The organism is Sporosarcina sp. FSL W7-1349 (assembly GCF_038003045.1).
Lineage (GTDB): Bacteria > Bacillota > Bacilli > Bacillales_A > Planococcaceae > Sporosarcina.
In genome coordinates, this window is the sequence record NZ_JBBOOK010000001.1 from 1,982,682 (window position 1) to 2,004,274 (window position 21,593).

General features: G+C 43.2%; 16 protein-coding genes and 1 pseudogene. 2 read left to right on the top strand and 15 right to left on the bottom strand.

The genetic code is table 11. The features are described from left to right. Positions 1-571: 571 nt before the first annotated feature. Positions 572-3,361, bottom strand: a complete 2,790-nt coding sequence (locus MKY41_RS09770; RefSeq protein WP_340744824.1) for an S-layer homology domain-containing protein — start codon at positions 3,359-3,361, stop codon at positions 572-574. Positions 3,362-3,780: 419 nt separating this feature from the next. Here MKY41_RS09770 and MKY41_RS09775 point away from each other — a divergent pair, with 419 nt between their 5' ends. Continuing rightward, entirely contained in the window at positions 3,781-5,184 is a 1,404-nt protein-coding gene (locus tag MKY41_RS09775; protein WP_340744825.1) for a DUF6612 family protein, read from the top strand. A gap of 144 nt (positions 5,185-5,328) precedes the next feature. Here MKY41_RS09775 and MKY41_RS09780 read toward each other — a convergent pair whose 3' ends face one another. Together MKY41_RS09780 and MKY41_RS09785 are read right to left on the bottom strand one after the other, a co-directional pair. Then, a complete protein-coding gene (locus MKY41_RS09780) occupies positions 5,329-6,390 on the bottom strand; it encodes a YkvI family membrane protein (protein ID WP_340744826.1) in 1,062 nt (353 codons plus the stop codon). A 17-nt stretch (positions 6,391-6,407) separates the two neighbouring features. Continuing rightward, positions 6,408-6,908: pseudogene (locus MKY41_RS09785) on the bottom strand (enolase C-terminal domain-like protein); the annotation flags it as partial. On the opposite strand from MKY41_RS09785, the gene MKY41_RS09790 reads away from it, so the two are divergent. After that, on the top strand, positions 6,905-7,138 hold the full coding sequence (locus MKY41_RS09790; protein WP_340744827.1) for a hypothetical protein: 234 nt from the start codon (positions 6,905-6,907) through the stop codon (positions 7,136-7,138). The pseudogene MKY41_RS09785 and the gene MKY41_RS09790 sit on opposite strands and share 4 nt — an antisense overlap. A gap of 635 nt (positions 7,139-7,773) precedes the next feature. Here the strand turns inward: MKY41_RS09790 and MKY41_RS09795 are convergent. From MKY41_RS09795 to MKY41_RS09850, 12 genes are all read right to left on the bottom strand, one after another. Continuing rightward, a complete protein-coding gene (locus MKY41_RS09795; protein WP_340744828.1) occupies positions 7,774-9,171 on the bottom strand; it encodes a sodium:solute symporter family protein in 1,398 nt (465 codons plus the stop codon). A 134-nt stretch (positions 9,172-9,305) separates the two neighbouring features. Beyond that, a complete protein-coding gene (locus tag MKY41_RS09800) occupies positions 9,306-10,763 on the bottom strand; it encodes a M81 family metallopeptidase (RefSeq protein WP_340744829.1) in 1,458 nt (485 codons plus the stop codon). A gap of 133 nt (positions 10,764-10,896) precedes the next feature. Further along, a complete protein-coding gene (locus MKY41_RS09805) occupies positions 10,897-11,748 on the bottom strand; it encodes a MurR/RpiR family transcriptional regulator (protein WP_340744830.1) in 852 nt (283 codons plus the stop codon). A gap of 24 nt (positions 11,749-11,772) precedes the next feature. Further along, positions 11,773-12,885 (bottom strand): o-succinylbenzoate synthase, encoded by a 1,113-nt coding sequence (gene menC / locus MKY41_RS09810; RefSeq protein WP_340744831.1) that lies wholly within the window; start codon positions 12,883-12,885, stop codon positions 11,773-11,775. Then, positions 12,882-13,715 (bottom strand): GNAT family N-acetyltransferase, encoded by an 834-nt coding sequence (locus MKY41_RS09815; RefSeq protein ID WP_340744832.1) that lies wholly within the window; start codon positions 13,713-13,715, stop codon positions 12,882-12,884. The genes menC and MKY41_RS09815 overlap by 4 nt, the downstream gene beginning before the upstream one ends. Before the next feature lie 323 nt (positions 13,716-14,038). Then, the gene (locus MKY41_RS09820; RefSeq protein WP_340744833.1) at positions 14,039-15,175 is read right to left on the bottom strand and encodes a M20 peptidase aminoacylase family protein; all 1,137 of its coding nucleotides are present in this window, start codon (positions 15,173-15,175) and stop codon (positions 14,039-14,041) included. A 204-nt stretch (positions 15,176-15,379) separates the two neighbouring features. Next, entirely contained in the window at positions 15,380-15,631 is a 252-nt protein-coding gene (locus MKY41_RS09825) for a hypothetical protein (RefSeq protein WP_340744834.1), read from the bottom strand. A 19-nt stretch (positions 15,632-15,650) separates the two neighbouring features. Beyond that, a complete protein-coding gene (locus tag MKY41_RS09830; protein ID WP_340744835.1) occupies positions 15,651-16,202 on the bottom strand; it encodes a DL-endopeptidase inhibitor IseA family protein in 552 nt (183 codons plus the stop codon). 173 nt (positions 16,203-16,375) lie between these two features. Continuing rightward, positions 16,376-18,259: a TRAP transporter permease gene (locus tag MKY41_RS09835; RefSeq protein ID WP_340744836.1), complete on the bottom strand. Its 1,884-nt coding sequence runs from the start codon at positions 18,257-18,259 to the stop codon at positions 16,376-16,378. Between the two features lie 36 nt (positions 18,260-18,295). Next, the gene (locus MKY41_RS09840; RefSeq protein ID WP_340744837.1) at positions 18,296-19,306 is read right to left on the bottom strand and encodes a TAXI family TRAP transporter solute-binding subunit; all 1,011 of its coding nucleotides are present in this window, start codon (positions 19,304-19,306) and stop codon (positions 18,296-18,298) included. Positions 19,307-19,331: 25 nt separating this feature from the next. Then, the gene (locus MKY41_RS09845) at positions 19,332-20,168 is read right to left on the bottom strand and encodes an MBL fold metallo-hydrolase (protein ID WP_340744838.1); all 837 of its coding nucleotides are present in this window, start codon (positions 20,166-20,168) and stop codon (positions 19,332-19,334) included. 201 nt (positions 20,169-20,369) lie between these two features. After that, on the bottom strand, positions 20,370-21,590 hold the full coding sequence (locus MKY41_RS09850) for an ROK family transcriptional regulator (protein WP_340744839.1): 1,221 nt from the start codon (positions 21,588-21,590) through the stop codon (positions 20,370-20,372). Between the last annotated feature and the right edge of the window lie 3 nt (positions 21,591-21,593).

The following is a 21,593-nucleotide window of genomic DNA, read 5'->3' on the forward strand; positions in this document are numbered from 1 at the left end:
ATCTATTAGTGATTTCTAATAATGCAACCCTACTTCACAATATTTTAAAGAAACTTCAAAACAATCCTGACTAGATTCGAATTGTTTCTTTCACCTCACCACACTTCCCCGAAACTTCGAAACGTTTCAAGGAAATCTCCCAATATTCCTGAACAACCTTCAAACGTTTTCAAGAAACCTCGAAACACTTCTCTCACCTCATAACGTTTTTCCCAATATAGAAACATTCCAACGCAACCTCACAACGTTTTACAGTAACTTCAAAACACTCCTGCCTATCCTCACCATGTTCCCAAGAAACTTCAAAACGCTTCAACCAGCTCATATCGTTTCACAAAAAAATTAAAACACTTCCCTCCCCTTGCAGTATTGTGCATATTATATAGAAAGAACGTAAATCACTTTGCAGACTTATGCAATCCATACAAGCTAAACCTGAAACGATTACACAAAATATGCAAATATTATTTTCAAGTTCTTGGAATAAAATGAAAAAGGCCGTTCCTCGAATCAGAAATGATCAAAGGGACGGTCCTTTATTATAGAAGAAACTTAATTTTATATCGGGAGATTATTGTTCAACCGCTACTGTAAGAGGCAGACGGACTGTATTTTCACTCAAGTCTTGAATGTCAATAGTCTCAACTGCTTTAAGCTCTAATCCTTTTGCAAGCTCGTCAGCTGTCAAAGCTTTATTCAAGCTCACTTTTATAGTCTTATTTGTTACATCACTTGTAGTTACAGTGTTAGAAACTTCTTTTCCATCGACTAACAAAGTGAAGTCGATAGCATTTGAAGCATCGGTCACCGCTTCAGAGAAAGTGATTGTAATCTCTTTCGTACCTGTCAGTGCAGCTTTTGTAATAGTAGGTGCAACGTTTTCCTTAAGGTTCACGGTGTCTTCGTATTTCTCCATAGCCACAGCGGAGCCTTTTGCTTTCACGTTTTGGATGACGACATTGCGCTCACCAGTAAACGTATTAGAATCGGCTTTCAATTTCAATGTCACTTTCTTCAGGTCATCGGAATTCACAGTTGCAGTTTCTACCACTGTGCCATCGATTGCATAGTTTGCAACGTTTGTAGCTGTTGCCGCGTCGACCGCTTTATTGAATTCAACTACAACCGAGTCATTCGTATCGCCAGCAACAATATCAGCGACTTGAATTTTGACTTCAGTTTCCGGTTTTCCGTCTTTACCGCGAACGAAAGAAGCGTTCGCAGTAGTTGCTGCTTCTCCTGCAGCGCTCTTCACATTAGCGAATCCAAGGTCCACTTTATATGAAGCACCTTCCACGTCTTTGCCGGAAAGCAATGTTCCAAGCGCAACACGGACGACCTTCTTGCTATCTTTTACATCTTTATAAACAACTGCTTTAGGAGCAAAATCGCCATTTACCAAAGTCGTTGTAACGAAGTCTTTGACAAATGAACCACCTGTAATGTCGACTGTCGAAGAATCGCCAATTTCTACGTCTTTATCAAACTTGATCTCCAAGTATTCTTTCAAATCTTTTTCATCGGTTACAACTTGGCTAGAGACGACTTTTGGTGCTTCGGCGTCTTTTGCGAAAGTGACAACCTTGCTAACAGCTTTCCCTTCTTCACCGCTTAGATCAGCGAAGCTAGAGACTGCAATTGTTTTTGCACCATCTAATACGTTGTCTGTTTCCACTGTATAGATAGTAGGATTCTTGTCATCTTTTACCGCTGTTTTCGTATAACCGTCCACTTTTACAACTGGTGCAGCGATAAGTTCTTCAGAGAACTGGATGGCAATCGTTTTTGCTCCAGCTTGCGTGATGGAAGTAACTGTCGGTGCTACTCCGTCCGCAGCGCCTTTCGTGAAGGAAACTGTGGACGGATTTGGTGAAATCAAGTTGCCCGCTTGGTCTTTTGCACCAATAATCGTCGCAATAATTTCTTCATTTACTTTCACATCGCTTCCGATAGTGAATGTCGCTTCAGAATCACCCGCGTTGAATGATGTCGTTACTCCATTGCCATTATCAGCAATTTTAGTTCCATCCGCCAATTTAAATGAAACTGTTCCAAGGGATTTTAATGGCTCTGTGAATTTGACTTTTACAACAGATGCAGAAACTTTTTCAACGCCCACTACAGCCGGTGCTGTTTTATCTTCTGCAATCGTGATAGTCGCTTCGTATTTATCAAACGCTGCACCTGATACAGTTTTCACGCCATCCACTTTGATGTCATAACGTTTGGAAAGTGGGTTAGCAGCAGTGACTACAAGTGTTTTTCCATCGGCGCTCAATTCACCGGTCAATTGACCCGCATTGATGCCATCCAATGATCTCAAGGAAACAGCTGCTTTAAGAGCACCCTCTTTTCCATTCTCGAAAAGAGACTCCTTATCCACTGCTGCACTAAATGAAACTTGAACTTGCGTAGCGTTCAATGATTTCACTTCTGTCACGAAGCGATCGTCCGCTGCGAATTCGAAGTTGACAGCAATCGTTTTTTCCACTGCCGCTTCGCCTTTTGTCAATGTGATGACATACTCGTTCGCTGTCGCACCTGCTGTCACATTTGCTGTCACACCTTCAACTGTTACAAGGCCGTTGACATATGATTGGACAGCAGCCAATTTGTTTTCGGCTGTCGCATATTCACCGCGTGGCACGACGACATTTCCAGCTTTCAATTGAGCCGCTGCTGCTTCTACCGCTAACTGATCCTGGTCCACTTCCGGCTCTTGTGTCGCTTGTTCGCTTCTGAAGATGAATGAAGCCATTTGGCCGCGAGTGACAAGTGCGCTTGGCGAGAATGTCGTTGGTGTTGTACCTGTTGTGATATTATTGGAATAAAGAGTTTGAATGAAATCCGCATGCCATTGCTTGCTGTTGATATCCGTGAACGGCAAGTTTCCAAGCTTCTCTTGTTCGAATTTGAAACCGAGCACGATCATTTTTGCCATATGTGCCCGGGAAAGGTTTGCTGTCGGTTTGAATGTGTTATCTTCATAACCCGAAATGATTCCTGCTTCTACTAGAGCTGCGATATGGCCGTAGTAAGGATTCGATTTGCTGACATCCGTGAATCCAGGATCTTTGACGTTTTCCGTGTCCAATCCAAGTGCGAGTGCCATGATTTTAGCCGCGTGCATCCGGTTGATATGTTGCCCCGGACGGAACGTGCCATCCTCATATCCATTAATGACGCCACGTTCTGCCAAGCTCGTGACCGCTTCATAGAAATGGTGTGACGGAATATTTTTTACGTCAGAGAACGTCGGAGCCGCTTGTGTGAATACCGGTGCAGCCGAAACGAGCGCTCCTGTTGCTACGGTTGTTGCCAATGTAGCTCGTAGTATTTTGTGAGAACTTGCTTTCTTCATTTCCAAACCTCCAAGGTATGTAATTGCTCACCAAACACATTTTGGCGATGCACCGTTATCGTAGCATGTCCGATTTTCTCTATCACAATCCAATTTTTGGTGGGTCTAGAGTCTAGATTGATAGAAAGAAGGATTTTTAGAAGGCTTGGTAGAATAGTATAAGCAAATGATTGTCTTCTAACGGTTCTATAAAATCAATGCTAATATTCTAGTTAGAACTCCGGGCAAAAAAACGATGAACAGTCATTGGTGTATAGTAATAGTAGATGCTAAGTCTATTAAATGTTCTTATTTCTATCACAAAATAAAGAAAAACTCGATTTTTCATGAAACCTTTCTGGTAAAATTACGTAAGTATTTATATACTTACTAATGGGGTAAGTAAGATTTACCAAAATACTATATTGGAGGTTTTACATTTGAAGAAACTCGCAACATGGTTATTTGCGTTTGTCCTGCTGTTCTCTTTAGCATTGCCAACAGCAACACATGCAAATACGGACGCAATGAAGTTCGTCGTTGACGGCGTCGAAGTGAATGGCTATGAACAGCCATTTATGTCTCACGGTGAAGTCCTCATTCCGATTGAGAACTTGTTTGATGAAGTAGGTTTCCAAGTTACAAAAGGAAAAAACGGACAGGTTTCCGTCACGAATAGCTATTTGACAGTCGATTTCAACGCTGCAGCTAAAAACATCCAAGTTAACGGCGAAAAAGCAAATGCTGAATTCCCATTGACGTTGAAAAACGCAGGAAACTACATTTCTGGCGAATTCCTATCCAGCTTGGAAGGATTTGACGTCGAAGTTTCAGAAGACGAGAAAACAGTCAACGTAACGACAAACCGCGTGAAAGACGTGGAAGCATTCTTGAAAAAGTCAATGGAAGCTGAGCTAAACAGCTTTTCCGCTGACATGGTTATGGATATGAACCTAGAAACTTCAACAGAAGAACTCGGTTCCATGGACATGACAATGGATATGAAAATGGACTTTATCGAAAAACCAATGGCGATGTACATGGCGATGAACATGCTCATGCAGGCTGATGGTGAAAAAGAAGACATGGACATGGAAATGTACTTCACGGAAGACGCTGTTTACCAACAGATGGATGGCGTTTGGGTGAAAGATGAGATGTCACAAGAGCTTCTTGAGGCACAACTTGACAGCGCGAATATGCTGGAGCAATTTGAACTGCTTAAGACATTCATGAAAGGCATTCACGTCTTTGAATATGAAGATTCTTACGTAGTCGTCCAAAATATCACGACAGAAGATTTCAAAGAAATGATGTCTGAAGCAATGGAACTATTGCCTGCATTGCTTCCTGACATGCTCGGCACAGCCGCATATGACTCTGAAGTAACAGTTACTCAAGCTGAGGCTACAGAAGTTAAAGAAGAAGCTACTAATGAAGAAGTTACTACTGAAGAAACATCAGAAGAAGCTACTGAAGAAGTTACTGAAGAAGCGGCAGAAGAAGATGTTGACGAAGTTGTCATTGAAGAAGAATTGCCATTCGAAGATCTAGAAGGTCTATTGGAAATGCTAAACTTGGATATCAAAGAATTCTATACTGTTTCCACATACGATAAAGCAACTCTTTTCCCACTTGACATGTCAGGTGCCATTCACATCACAATGAATGTCGAAGATGTAGATCTTTCTATTAAAATGGATCTATCCGGCAACTATACGAACCACAACAACGTAAAAGAAATCAAAGTTCCTGAAGAAGTCATCAAAAATGCAATTACAATGGAACAATGGTTTGAAGAACTTGAAAAGCAATGGGCAGCGGAAGAAGTTCCGGCTGAATAATTGAACATGGAGCGAGTCCACTATGAGACTCGCTCTATTTTTTTATAGATGGATAACGAATTTTCCGGCACTAAGTGTGCTACAGTCCCGAATACCTTTGCTGAATGAAGAAAGAAGCCACAGAAAGTCGATCCATTCCGATTCCTACCGACTGTCCGCCACTCTTCGCTTTTTCATAAACCACGCCAATACAATCGCCCCGATCAACGTTAATCCTAAATACCCCATCGTCGGATAGACTGTGCCAACAAGGGTGATGAATCCAATGAAACTGACACCGAATGCCACGACACCGAACAGGACGGCAAACCCTTTAAACTTTGGAGTATCCGGTTGAATCAAGCGTGCCGTGAACGCGTAGAGCATCCCTACTGCCGTATTGTAAACCATTCCGAGCAACACGATCGTCATAATGATACCGATTATGGGAGACATTTGATCGGCCAAAAAAAGCATCGGCATGGGGACATCTGAAATTTCACTCAATCTAGTCAACATCGTGATATTGATTAATAAAATAAGAAGTCCAAGGCCGACTCCACCAATGATGCCGCCCCACCCTGCCACTTTCTGATCTTTCACCGTGCCACCCATCACCGTCAGCATCGATGCACCTGCTGCGATATTATACGACACGTAAAGGAGCGCTCCCAACACCCAGTTGGACGCAGCCGGTTTCTGTTGTTCAACAGCAGCTGCAATCTCAGCCGAAGACGCATCAAAATTCATCAAAGAATAAACCATGATAATGATAACAAGCACTAATAGGAATGGCGTCACTGCACTGATCAACGCAATGACCCGTTTCACATTCAGCGTGATAGACAATATCGTCAAGGCAGTCACCACAATACTGCCAATTATGCTTGGAATCCCAAACTGCTGTTCAAAAATGGCTCCCGCGCCCGATAGCATGACGACCGTTACGCCAAACAAGAAAAATGTAATAATGAAATCTACAACCACACCGAGATATCGACCGCAAATATGATAGATGACATCCTTATGGGAATCCGACTGCAACTGGCTCCCCAACTGCGTCAAATTCATCCCGATAAAGGCGAAAAGTGCGGTGGCCACGAGACTTCCAGCAATACCAGCATAACCAAAACTCGTAAAAAACTGCAAAATCTCTTGGCCTGAAGCAAACCCGGCACCGACAATCAAACCAATGAACGCTGCTCCGATTTGAAAGCTCTTTTTCATCCAGAATCCTCCGTCTGTTATTTCGCCGTGTACTTCACCTCTTCCACCGTATATTTCTCCATCACTTCGGGATTCGGTTCATAGCCGATGCCGTAAGCGGTCGGAACGGTGATATAACCCTCTTTCACGACGACTTCCGGCGAGATGATGTCCTCTTCCCAATAGCGGGAAGAGCCTGCCGTATCCCCAGGTAAGATGAAGTTCGGCAATGTCGTTAGTGCTACATTATGCGCGCGGCCGATCCCTGATTCCAACATGCCGCCACACCAGACCGGCACCCCGCGTCCCAAGCAGTAATCGTGGATTTTCTTCGCTTCGGTCAATCCGCTGACCCGGCCAATCTTAATGTTGATGACTTTACAGCTTCTCAATTCTAACGCTTTCCGTGTATCTTCTAGGGAATGAATGCTTTCGTCCAAGCAGACCGGTGTCACCAGCTCTTTTTGCAACGTTGCATGGTCGATAATATCATCCGATGCGAGCGGCTGCTCGACCATCGTCAAGTTGAATTCAAATGGAAAAAGAGTTCGACGATCGAAGGCGTGATTTGGGGGACTTGTACGCGAAGCGCAATCAACTGACGCTTGCGGAGGCTTGGGGTGGAAAAGCGGTTAAAATCGGAGTCGGTGTCAGCATCGGAATCCAGGAGAATGAAGCAGACTTGGTTGAATTGGTCCATATATATGTGGAAAAGGGTATAAACGCATCCTCCGCGAATTACGGAACCATTTCCCAGACATCTCGTTAATGGCGGTTGCCAACTCAGCGTATACACTTTAGGAAATCGATCTGCTCAAGCAGCTGGCATATCAGGAATTGTTCACTTCGCACTGAATGTCGAGGATTTAAATCTTTCTATTGATACGGGACCTTCTGTCAAATATACGAACCACAATAAAGAAAAAAATCAAAATTACTGAAGATGTCATCAAAAATGAATTTTCGATGGAACAATGGTTTAAAAAACTTAAAAAGCAATGGCCAACGCGGAGGAAGTTCCAGCTGAATAATTGAATACGGAGCAAGTCTAATAGAAGCCTTGCTCCGTTTATTAATATTCACCGAAACTATTTTACACATACTTTGATCGTGCTGGCTGTCGGGTACATCTCGTTCATTGTAAGCTAAAATAGGCTCGCCACTACTATCTCTTACCTCCAAAGATATAGATCCGCAAAAATTATTAACTAACGAGACCAATTTCAACTTTAGCGTTTCATATTGCATCATCACACTGCCATTTATGATTAACACTCACGAAATAGACTAGGCTTTCTCCCTCCGCTACAAGAAAAGCGAGCTTCCGCATCTTCAACTTCTATTGCTCTCTCATTCTCGAAAACATAAATTCTTGTACAGTTAATTCTTACGCTAGCAAAGAACTTATTTTACGTCAAAAACTTGTAGTTGCTCTTTTGTCGGCTTTTTAGTGAACAAACTTATAAAAATAATCGCTGCTAAGGATACGATCAAAGAGGGAATCATTGGTGGCAACCCGAATGGCTGTTTTAGTATATACCAAATAAGGGCAGTTCCGCCGCCTCCAATGATAGAATACATACCCGCCGTAGCAGTAGCGCCTTTCCATAAAAAACCGACATACATTGGAATTAATAAACCTGCAGTGTACATCGTATAAGCGAAGACGATGGCTGTTACAATGTCCGGCATTAAATAAGCTAAAGCAAAGCTTATAAGCGCAAATACTACAACAGCAATTTGCCCCACTGTCTTCAACTCTCTACTGGAAGCATCTTTTTTCACAATTTGTTGATAGAAATCGCGGGACAAGTTGACGCTGGCACTAAGTAATATTGAGTTCGTAGATGTAATAATTGCCGCGATAACGACTGCCAATAAAACACCACCAACGAATGGGGGTAACAGCTCAGTCACCATAAGCGGGAAGACCTGATCCGGTGGGAGATCGGGACCCAATATCGCCCTTGCACCATAGCCTAACAGAGAAACAAATAAAAAGGCAAAGAACGCTGTAGGAATCAACAAGTACAAACTTCTTTTCGCAGTTTTACTATCTTTTGCAGAAAATACTCTGGCAAAAATGATGGATTGGGATACAGCGGCTGTTCCAAAAGTTGCAATAGCCATATTAAAAGCACCCAAAGCATTCGTACTTGTAAAGACTTTAAAATACCCATCCGGCAAGGCATTGAATATGGCCCCAAATCCTCCATTCATATAGTAAAGGACTGCCATTCCCAAAAATAATCCGCCGAATATCAGAATGGCTTGAATACTGTCCGTAATGGCGACGCCCTTCATGCCCCCAAAGAATGTGATAAGGGTGAAAGCGATGACACTAATTAACATGGCAAATAATTTATCCATCCCCAAAAACGCCACCATAATGCCAGTCATGGAAAGTATCTGTACAGTTACTACAGCAATATCCCCAAAAATAATCATAAACCCGCTGACATACCGAGAGCGATTATCATATCGCATTGCAAGCATATCTGGCACTGTAAATTGTTCGAATTTACGGAATTTTTCAGCCAGAATTATAGCAGCTACCAAGATACCCAATATTGCACCAATTGCACTAAACCACCAATCTAGCCCCATTAGATAAAAACTACCTGTATAACCTACAACAGTTGCTCCACCGACAAGTGTGGCGAATAGAGTACCCAACAAAACAGGGGTCCCTAGGCTTCTACCTGCTAAAGCAAAATCTTCTATGCCTTTTACATAACGTTTATAAAAAATACCAATACCTACAATGAACACAATATATAATAAAATTGCTGTTACATACATTTTCAATTCCTCCAATCTTTTTTATTCATTAATGTGAATAGTTGATACGCATTCCAAAGAGAAATGCAAGCAATTCGCCGGGCCATTTTAAACAGCCCGACTTATTGTGGAACCGAAGTGAAATTACCTATTTTTTATATTTGATCAAGAGGATAAATGGGACGTAGAATATGTTTATAATCAAACGATGTAAAGTCAATAGTAGTTAAGCCCGGTGAGTCTACAGTGATTATTTTTTCACTTTGTGGCTCAAAAGCAGCCCTGAAATGTTGACTAGATTTTAAACAAACAATTTTGTATTTCGAAATATCAATACCATGCAGTGAAAATATCTGCTCATCCATCACTTGAGATTTAACGGAACAAACAATAATGTCCACGCCACCCACCTGCAATCTGACGGATTTCCCTAAATCATTTTTCAGACCCTGCCACATGGGAGAAGATTGATAAAACACTCCATCTGTTAAACTTTTGATATAAGCGTTTACGGATAGTGGTTCTCCGTGCAAATTATCCGTTTTCCCCCCTAATTTAATATCGATATATGCGCCTACACCTGCTTCATGGGCTAGGTCGGCAACTTCCTTATCATAAATAAAAGCAAAACAAGCATTTTCCAATCCCATATCAAGCATCGCTCTTAAAAGGTAGGTTCCGTCACCAGGTGTTCCTCCTCCAGGATTGTCGGATGTCTCATTAATGACAATAGGATGACCCTCTTGCTGTAACGCTTGTTCCAACCCCTCTCTAGGAGAAATAGTTTTTGAGAAAAACTTCTCCTTGGTCGCTAGAATTTGATTAGCCACATTTCCACTTACCTTTGTAGCTAGGGGTGAATCATCGTTTGTAATGGACAGCACCGAAACTCCAACATGTTTAATGTCAGTATAAGGAAAACCATGAAAAAATGTACAATCCACTACGTTCGGCACTTTTTCCCACTCCCAACAAATCCTATTTATATCCTTTGCTGGTGATAGATTGGTTGTAGAAGTTGGTATAATTAATGGCAACTTCGTAAGATGCATGACAGGTTTCAATTCTTTTTTGTACATTTTTATAGCAAGATCAATTGCTTCCATTCCACGTTCATAAGAATCTGTATGTGGATAAAAATTAACCCCTAGCAACACATTGGCTTCTTGCACCATCTTTTCCGTAAGGTTTGCATGCAAATCTAACGTACACAAAATTGGGATATCATATCCAATAGCACTTCTTAGTTCACCTAATAAATGCCCCTCCATATCGTCAATACCTTCCACAACACCAGCACCGTGTAAATTTAGACATAGAGCATCTGCTTGATGCTTATCTAGTGCAGCAAGCAACTCTTCTTTTATCACATCATAAGTTTCTTTCGTTATAGTACCTGAAGGATAAGCCATTGCAGAAATCGTTGGTATAATTTCAAGTTTAAGTGCTTCTGCACGGTCAATCATGCCGCCTAAGTAATCCCTTACGCCCCGATGTTTTTGTAATATCTTCTCCCCTTTATCCCATTCCCACAATTTGAAGTTTTCCATTGTAGTCTGCTCAGCTGCAAATGTATTTGTTTCATGCGCAAATTGACCGATAAATATTTTCATCTTATTATTCTCTCCTTTACTATCTGAAGTTTTAAATGCTTTCCCTCAGTTTCTGAAGTTTTCGCTTCAGAATTGGCGAAAAAAATATATAATTTTTAACGGTTATTCACCCGTAACTAACGAGTCGTAGACATCAAACTCTTGGATAAAAAAAACCGTCCACATGCACTGAATCATAATCTTCTCTTCTCTTTTGAAACCTCTTACTATCGTGGATTGAAACTCCCGCGAGAATCGCATTCATTAAAGAAATCACAGCGGGAGCTACATCAATTGTTGATTTCATTTGTAGTTGAATAGGCAAATGAATGTCAGCATATTCCGCTATTGGAGAGAACGCTGAATCGGATATCGCAATTATAAATACTCCACGTTTTTTGGCTTGTTCGGCAAATTGGATTGTTTCCAAGGAGTATCGATGAAAAGAAATTACAAACAAGGTACTTTTTGCATTTAATTTTAGTAATTGATTTATTACATCATCGGTACCAGCTTGATACACATGCGTGTCGCCTCGCATTAGATTCAGTGTAAAACTAAACCAATGAGCAAAAGCATAGGAAGATCGCATACCCGAAACAAGCACATGCTCTGACTCAATCAAACGTTCAACTGCCCTGTGAATGTCTTCTTCATTTAATTGTTCCATCATTTTCTCTAGTTTCATTTGGTCTTTTTTTATTGATTGATAATATAAACCCGGCCCAGTTATATTCTCCTTATCTTCTCGAAAGTTGTGTAAGCTGCTTTTTGCATTTATAAGATTGTCTCTTATTTCTTTTTGCAGCTCACTAAAGCCACTGTATTTTAAGGAGTGACAGAAACGAATAACCGTTGTTTCACTTACCCCAATCTCCTTGCCTATTTCACTTGCAGACAGCATGGCAAATGATTGTGGAAAATCTAATAGATATTTTGCTACTTTCTTCGTGCTATTACTTAGTTTGTAATACTGTTCCCTAATCTTTTCCTGATAATTTTCCAAATTCCCACCGCCCATTTACCATTGTCATTTCGCCGTGTAGTTCATCTCTTCCACCGTGTATTTCTCCATCACTACGAGATTCGGTTCATAGCCGATGCCGTAAGCGGTCGGAACGGTGATATAGCCATCTTCTACGACGACTTCCGGCGAGATGATGTCCTCCTCCCAATAACGGGAAGAGCCTGCCGTATCCCCAGGTAAGATGAAATTCGGTAATGTCGTTAGTGCTACATTATGTGCGCGGCCGATCCCTGATTCCAACATCCCGCCACACCAGACCGGCACCCCGCGTTCCATGCAGTAATCGTGGATTTTCTTCGCTTCGGTCAATCCGCCGACCCGACCGATTTTAATATTGATGATTTTACAGCTTCCTAACTCCACTGCTTTCCGTGTATCTTCTAGGGAATGAATGCTTTCGTCCAGGCAGACCGGGGTCACCAGCTCTTTTTGCAGTGTCGCATGGTCGATAATATCATCCGATGCGAGCGGCTGCTCGACCATAGTCAAGTTGAACTCATCCAGTTTCTTAAGCAGGTCGATATCCTGAAGCGTATACGCCGAGTTGGCATCCGCCATCAACGGGACATCTGGGAAATGGTTTCGCAATTCGCGGAGAACTTCGATATCATAGTCGGGTTTAATTTTCACTTTGATTCGTTTATACCCTTCTTCTACATATCCCCGGACCAATTCCACTAGATCAGCTACATTCTCTTGGATTCCAATGCTGATGCCGACTTCGATTTTATCCGTTTTTCCGCCCAATGCCTCCGCAAGTGTCAATTGATTGCGCTTCGCGTACAAGTCCCAAATCGCACCTTCAATCGTCGACTTCGCCATATTGTTTTGACGGATGAACGCAAACAGCTCATTCACTTCATCGGGATGTTCGATTTCCTCTTCCAGAACGAGAGGAATCAAAAAATCTTCTAATATATGTAGATTCGTTTCAATCGTTTCCTCGTTATACCATGGAGCATGGAACGCTACAGATTCACCCCAACCTGAATTTCCCAGTTCATCTTTCACTTCCGCCAGCAGGAATTCTTTTTCCTGCATCGTTCCAAAACTAGTCGTAAACGGATGTTTCATCATCATTTTCATTCTACGGATGTTCACTTCTTTAATAATCATTGAGCTTCTTCCTTTCTTTTGAGTGGAATGAACGCCTTTTTGACGCATTGATAATAATGAACAGGGCCCGATGTGCGGTTTACACCGACCACTGCATAGTCTTCGTCAAATAATTTTTGAAATATCCCACGGGTCTTAATCCGCCAATCCAATGCCAATTCAGGCTCGCTCCCTTTGATGAGCTGGAAATGTTGAGGGACCGGCACTTCAATGCCATCCTTTGTCAGATTCAAAATATTTTCGTCATAGCGTAGAACCGGATTTCCTTTATCAGTTTCCTCTACTTCAAATGGCCGGTGATACTCAGCGATGGAAGGGTTCCATTTTTCTGTTACCCGTTTGCTATTGATCCACCAGGAGACTTGGAATCGGTCCGTTGGCAAGCCTTTATTCAGCCCGTCAGCCATTTCGCCATAGCAGTTCTCCAAATAAGTATCGCAAATGCCGTATAACTTGGATAGATTCAAGTACGCATTGCGACTTTCGAGTGGATCGAATGTCCAAGTGATCAGATCATAGCCCATGTCCCGAGCGGTTTTCAATTGCTCGTCTTTCAAGAGCTTTCCAATCCCCATAAGCTGGTATTCCGGGTGGACGCCGAGCATATGGGAGCATAAATACGTCTGGCCATTTGCAAAACCCGTGAAGCCGTAGGAAAAGCCGACCAATTTATCTTCATCAAAAGCCCCAAGCATGATGCCGCCATTTTTCACGGCTGTTACGGTTTGGTGGGTCGGGATCGGATCCATTCCCCATACCGTCCGCTCCAGTTCTTGGACGAGCGGCATCTCCTTATTTGTTTGTAACAAGCGGATTTCCAATTCCTTCATCCACTGTCCACTCCCTCCACAATTCAAAATTTACTCTCTTGATCTTTCTTGCAATTGCTGAATCAGTTCCTTTAAGAACATTATACGTTAATTCTCTTTATCGAAGCTTAAACTTTATTTTTTATTGAATACGAAGTATAAACTTCAACACTAGTCGTTACTTAACATACCATAATGTCAAACAGAATACAATAACTTTTCTGAAATTTCTGATTAGATATATTGAAATAGTAATTGCAAGTCTGATAAAAATACTAACAAGTTTCCCACAAAAGAATCCAAGATAAAAACCCCTTACAAAGTAAGAGGTATTCCAATCAATTTCACTTTCCACTTTCCAACTGCTCAAAAGTCCGGATGACCGTTCTAGCCATGATTTCAATCCCCGTCAGAATGCTGTCCCTCTTGAACGACATATGCGGATGGTGAAGGCCCGGCGCAAGGTCGCAGCCCAACCCAAGCATCGTCGCTTTGATATCCGGACGTTTCAATGTGTAAAAATGAAAATCTTCCCCGCCCGGTGTCACAATCGGCTCCTTCACAAAATCAGCTCCGAGTGTATCCTCAATTGCCTTCGCCATTAATTGCACAGCACTGTCATCCACTTCCGCCGCAGCAATCGCTTCGGATGCTTCGTACTCAATCTCGACTCCGAATAAGGAGGCAACCGATTGGATAGCATTTTGCACTTTCTCCTCCAATTCGGCCATGATGACATTGGTTTGCGCGCGCAAATCCAAACTAAAGACGCCGGTCCCCGGAATGATATTGCTCGACTCCCCACCTGCTTGGAACATCGTCATTTTCGCAGAGTGTGGAACGACGGGATCGACATGGATGGCATGGATGCTTTGTACAAGCATGGTAGCCACTTCAATCGCATTTTGCCCGAGATGCGGCCGTGCACCGTGCGCTTCCGTCCCGATAATCTTTCCCTTAATCGTCTTAGCGGCGCCGTGTAGGATGGCCGGTGCCGCATAGCCGTGGCGAATTTCCTGGATTGGCCGCATATGAAGGCCGAATAAGTAATCGATATCATCGACCACCCCTTTATTGACCAAGGCGAGCGCTCCGGTCCCTTTTTCCTCTGCGGGCTGGAACAGGACTTTCAATCGTCCCTGTTTCGGTATCCCTAACTTTTTCAATAAGAGCATCGCCCCTAAGGTAATCGTCATATGCGCATCATGACCACAGGAATGGTTCGCCTGATAAACGCCATCGACTTCTTGCCATAGTGCGTCGATATCGGACCGCAACCCGATACAAGGCGCACCCGTCCCGATTTCCGCAACGAGCCCTGTCATATCATCGAAAGTCGACACTACAAACCCTTCCGCTTCCAATCGTTCTTTCAAGTAACGGGTCGTCTCCACCTCTTTCCAACTGATTTCCGGGTGGGTATGTAAATGGTCAAAAATCTCGTTAACATCGGACTGAATTTGCTGAATCAATTCCTTCATCAAAAACTCCACCTTTATCTATCGACTTGTTAAGTTAAATCATATCGTAAAATGGACTTCTATTGAATTATTTCTCTTCTGGAATGCTATCGGGGGACATGCTAGTTCCGTGCATTTCCCTTGCAGCCGACGGAATTTCCCCTGGCCATTTCGGGCTTTTGCCATGACAATCTCCATGAGCCATGACAGTTTCGGGCATCGCCCTTACAGTTCGCATAGTCTCCATGACAGTTTGGACTTTTGCCATGACAATTCCCATGAGCCATGACAGTTTTGGGCATCGCCCTTACAGTTTGCAGAAGCCCCATGACAGTTCGGACTTTTGCCATGACAATTTCCATGAGCCATGACAGTTTCGGGCATCGCCCTTACAGTTTGCAGAAGCCCCATGACAGTTCGGACTTTTGCCATGACAATCTCCCCCAGCCCCAACGTCCATAAAGGCCTTGCCATCATCCGGCAAGGCCTCTTCCACTCACTTTGTAACAAGGACTGGCAACTCACTTATGCGCCAGCCGGATTTCTTCCCATACTCATAGGTGACTTGATAAGCATCTATTTCATTCATTCCCGCAATCGGGACATAAAGTTCGAACACTTTTGTATGCTTGGATGATTTCAGTTCCTTTGCCGTCGCTTTGTTCCATTCCAGCAGAGAGCCTCCATCCGCCTCGACTTGCGCAACTTTCCCTTTGTAGCGGATGAACCCACTATCTTTTACATATTGTCGGGCCGCCTTTTTCGTTAGTGACTTCTCCAATTCCATCATTAATTCCTTTGTGCTATCCAAATCCCCCGCCATAAACCGGTACGACATGCCTTTGTATGTGAACGTTTTATATTCCCCTTCTTTATAATGACCTCCCGCCTGCACTAGGCTTTTTGTGGCAGCCCAGTCCGCCGCCAATTTGACCGCTTTCTCCACAGTCAACTCTTCATTAATTTTCGATGCCGCCATCCCGTTCCCTTGAAATGAAAAACAAAATACCGCTAGCAGCGCCAACCCCATCATCCATACTCTCTTCAACCCAATTCATCCCTTCCTTTGTGATATTTCATTAGACTTGGAGGGTAGAAAAAGGTTTCAACACTTTTCAAATAATACCCTACCAATCCAACCCCATCATGTATATGCACAGATCGGGAAAAGTTGAGCAAAAAAAGAGCTGCCCACTGGGAGCAACCCTTTAAGTTCTTCGTTCAATCGACCGAATAGCGGATGTCGGGAAGGACCTCTTTCCCTTTTTTCTGATCGATCAGTAATGTTATGACTAACACTACCAACCCAATTGCATCCATCAACATCCCCGTCTGAATCAGCATGAGTGAAGCGATGAAGATAATACCCCGAGATAAAAGCGCCACTTTCCTGAATAAAAACCCTTCAATTGCAATCGACAGGCCGAAGACTCCGATAATCGCTGTAACGGTAGCATAGATGATCCCCCATGCAGAACCTTGCAAAATCAATTCAGGTCCATAGACGAACATGAATGGAATTATGAATGCGACAAGCCCAAGCCCGCATGCTTGCACCGACACTTTCATTGGACTTGCTTTGGCAATTCCAGCCGCAGCGTAAGCCGCAATGGCAACTGGCGGCGTGATTGCGGACAGCGTTCCGAAATAGAAAATGAACAGGTGTGCAGCCAATGGAGGAACGCCCATCTGCGTCATCGCCGGTGCAGCCAAAATGGCCAAAATTAAATAACAAGCAACCGGCGGAAGACCCATTCCCAGTATAATCGATGCAAACATCGTCAAGATACAGAGCAATAGCAAGTTGCCGCCTGCCAATTCAAGAAGGAGACCCGAAAAACGAAGGCCGATTCCTGTCATGTCGATTACGCCGATGACAATTCCAGCACATGCACAGGCTGCTATGACGACGAGGGACATTTTGACTCCTTCCTGTAATGCCTCTCCGATTTGACGGACGCTCATCCGCGTCCCCTTCCGTAATAAACAGATGATCGGAACCGAAATGATAGACCAGAATACCGCTTTGACTGTCGTCACTTGAGCGATCATAAGCAAGTAAACGAGCAATAGCAATGGAAGGACCAAATGGCCTTTGTCCTTTAAGAGTTGCTTGATACTAACCGTTTTCACTTCTTCCACCGCGGCCAACCCAAGCTTGGCCGCCCTCAAATCAACCATAATGAAAATCGCAATATAATATAGGATGGCAGGAATGGCAGCTGCGAAAGCGACTTCCGCGTAAGACACTTGCAGAAAGTCTGCCATTAAAAATGCAACGGCTCCCATAACTGGAGGCAACAGCATTCCACCTGTCGAGGCAACTGATTCCACAGCACCTGCATACTCAGATTTATAGCCTCCTTTTTTCATTAAAGGTATCGTCAAGACACCCGTGCTGACTACGTTGGCAACCTGACTTCCACTAATTGATCCGAATAATGAACTTGCAATAACCGAAACTTTGGCAGCCCCTCCCCGAAAACGGCCTACAAGCGCCATCGCCAAGTCAATAAACAATCCGCCTGCACCCGACTTTTCTAAGAAAGCACCAAAGATGACGAACAAGACCACGTAACTGGCTGACACTCCTAAAGGAGTACCAAAAATCCCCTGATTACTTAAACCGATTTGTGTCACAATTCGCTCGAAAGATAGCCCCGAATGAGCGAACAAGAGGGGAAGGTGATTTCCCCAAAACGCATATGCCAAAAATACAGCAGCGATAATCGGAAGTGCCCAACCGAGCATTCTTCGGGATGCTTCCAGTGTCAATAAAATGATGATGATGCCGACCACCAATGTCCATGTCGATGGATTATAAAGCGAAGTGGCCAACTCGATATAGTTGACAACAATATATCCACAAGCTAGTAGTGCAATAGCGGCAAGTAGCGGATTCATTACATTTCCGAGACGCCCTGAAAGATTTCCTTCATTCTCCTTCGTTGCCGAACGGAACAGGAAGACGAGTGCCAGCCCTACTCCCAGATGGATTGCCCTCTGTTGAGTGGCAGGCAAAAGCTGGACACCTCCGGCATACAAGTGAAATAACGCAAGCAATAACGCAAGGCTTCCGACAATCCAAGCGATCCATCGTTTCATTCTAGCACTCCCCTTTTTTCCTTACTTCCCGTACACTTATTCCATATGTTCCTTCATATATCTTTCAGCGCCTGGATGCATCGGAATTTCCAAACCTTCAAAAATGGTTTCATTGTTAATATCTTTTGCCGCCGGGTGAATACTATCCATCTCTTCTTTATTTGAAAGGATCGTGTCGATAAAATTATAAACTAACTCTTCATCAGCACCCTCATGCGTAAATGCAATTACATCCATGGAAGGGACAACGACTTCCTTATCTTGGCCCGGATACGTATTTGCCTCAACGGTTCTCATTGTATAATAAGGATTGGCAGCAAGGAATTTTTCCTCCGCCTCCTTGTCGACTGTCAACAGGCGGACATCTTTCAGCTGTGCCAATTCATTTACAAGTGGTGCCGGGATTGCTCCTAATAAAGGACCTGCATCAATACTGCCATCTTGGATACCTTCCTGGATTTCATTGTAACCGAGTGGAAGAACCTTGTAATCGCCATCTTCCAGTCCATAACCATCTTTCAATACGGCTTTGATAATCGATTCGGTTGCAGAACCCGGAGGTAAGCCGACTTTCTTCCCTTTTAGATCAGCTAATGTTTCGATTTTCGAATCAGCCGAGACGATCATATGAGCTGCCGCATAGTTCATGAACGCGACCGCCCGTAGATTTTTCTGCTCGCCCGGAATTTTATCGTACTCTCCGTTATATGCTTCAGCAACATCCACAACTGCATTGATCCCGAAAACATTCTGATTCGCATTCGCTTTATCCAGTGTCATTTGTACAATTTCAGCTCCGCCGTTCGTTGCTTCTGTCACGAGCTGGACCCCCGGCATCTTATCGCCACTGTTAAAAATTTTACCGATCCCTGCACTTAAAATGTAAGAGATTCCACCAGCCCCTGGTGTGTACACCGGAACTATTCCGGAAACTTTCTTTTCACCATCTTCTCCTTCAGCTGCTCCGCCCTTTTCACTACATCCAACTGCTATCAAACCAATTAATGCCAGAATCATGGCAAGCGTAAGAATATGCATAGATTTCATACTTCTTCCCCCTCGTAATAGTGATTTACTTGGCAATAACTTTAGATGAAACTTGAAGTTGATCTAAATCGTTTGGGATAATAATTTCTCCGCTAAACACTTCAGCTGCTTCCTTATAGGCCAAATCCGGATTCATTTTTGGAAGGAAATGTGTCAGCACCAATTGATCGACATTTGCCCATTTCGCCGTCTCGGCTGCCTGGGCTGGCGTACAGTGTTCTTTTTGTAGGTTTTTCCAAATCCCGCTAGCATTGGGTGCCTTATCGTCTTGTATCAATGTTAAACAAGAATCATGGATTAGCATATTGGCATCTTTAGCCAGTCTAGACAACGCATCGGTCGGTGGCGCCGTATCTCCGGAAAAGACGACCGATTGTCCTTCCCAATCAAATCGATAAGCAAACGTCGGAACATTATGAATCATTTCCTCACATTGCACCAATAAAGGTAAGTCCACATTCACTTGGCCCGCTTCTGCAAGTTCAATGACCTTTACATCCCGGATCCCTGTTTCAGGTCTTCCTAGCGATAATCGATATTCGATGTCTTTTTCCAACATCTCGATTAAGAGGTCGTGCATTTTCTTTGTACCCACCGGACCGACTACTGTCAACTCCCGACGCCCTTCCACCCAGCCACTGATCAGAAAATTGGCATATCCAAGCATATGATCCGCGTGCAGATGAGTAAAAAATACATGTTTAATATCTTGCGGAGGAATATCCGATTTTACTAACTGCATCGTTGTTCCTTCTGCGCAATCAACGAGAATCGGCAAATCTCCCGCTAGAAGCAAATGCGCCGAGGAGATACGTTCTTTATTCAACCTTGGACTACCCGTGCCTAACATGATGACTTTCATTTCAATCCAACCCCTCAAAAGTTATTACCATTTCGGTTTTAATAGAATAAAAAAATAACTTGAAAACCCTTACAACAATTTTTAAAACCATTTTGGTTTTAATTAAGGCATATGGATATATTAATCTAAATCTCTTTTTATTTCAACAACTTTTCAAATAAATTGAAAATATTTTTTCGAAAAGAAAAGGAAGGGCCCTTCCTACCTCTCGAAATACGAGTTAAATAGCAAGATACCCGCCCCTATGGCAGCAGCATTCTCCTTCAGTTCCCCTTGGCCAAATACGATGTCTTCCCTACCAGATAATTGTTGCTTCGTTTGGTGAACCACTTCATCATAATACCGGTCTATCCCATAGATGAAAGGACCATTCAAAATGACCATTTCAGGCTGGAATATATGGATCAAGTTCGAGAGGCCGACTCCCAAATAGCGGGCTGAATGCAAAATCACTTTCTCCGTCAAAGCGTCCCCCTGTTTAAAATATTCCATCATATCCGTTAACGTCGCCTTTCGAAAAACACCTTCATCCATCTGTGCCAACAACGCATTTTCACTCTTCAATTCCTGGAGTATACTTCGAAATGACGTGTAAGCTAGAAGGCATCCCCTTTTACCACAGGAACACTCCTTCCCATCCAGATCGATGATCATATGTCCATACCCCTTACCATCCGCAAATCGTTCTTGGAGGATCGTACCGTCATTGATTACTCCGCAGTCCATTCCCCAACCGCCGCTGATACAGTATAAAATATTTTGATATAATCCTTTTACTGAATGAAATTCCGCTATTGCTGCGGCATTCGCCCCCTTTTCGAATAAAATGTGAACAGGGAAAGATTCACGAATCATTTGAACGATTGGAACGTGAGACCAATTACCGGACAGGTAAGATTCCGGCTCTAAAATCATCCCTTCCCGCCGATCCAGTGGTCCGATTGATGCTAGGCCGATGCCAAGAATCCGCCCAATATCAAACTGATGTCTTTCCATAAAGCGATGTATGATGGATTGAATTTTCATGACAACGAAATCCGGGGTGTGCATTGTCGTCATTACAAACGACTCTTGATCCATCATTCGAAATTGCAGATCGAGAAGCACAATATTTGTTTTCATCCTGGATATATGGATTCCGATAATATAAGAACAAGTCGGTTCCACTGCATAGAGGATCGGAGGACGACCAACCGTCGCTTCTCCGAAGCCGTTCCCCTTGATAAATCCGTCTCTCATTAATTCATCCAACATCCGGACGAGCGTCGTTTTCTTAATTGAAGTTTTTTCAATGATTTCCGCTGACGTCATTGGGCCTTCTTTATGAATCAAATAATATAGGTTTTTCAAATCTTTATTTTTAAGCGTATTATTCTCAAGAAAACACTTAAACATTTCATCACCCATTCCAAACCATGACATTTT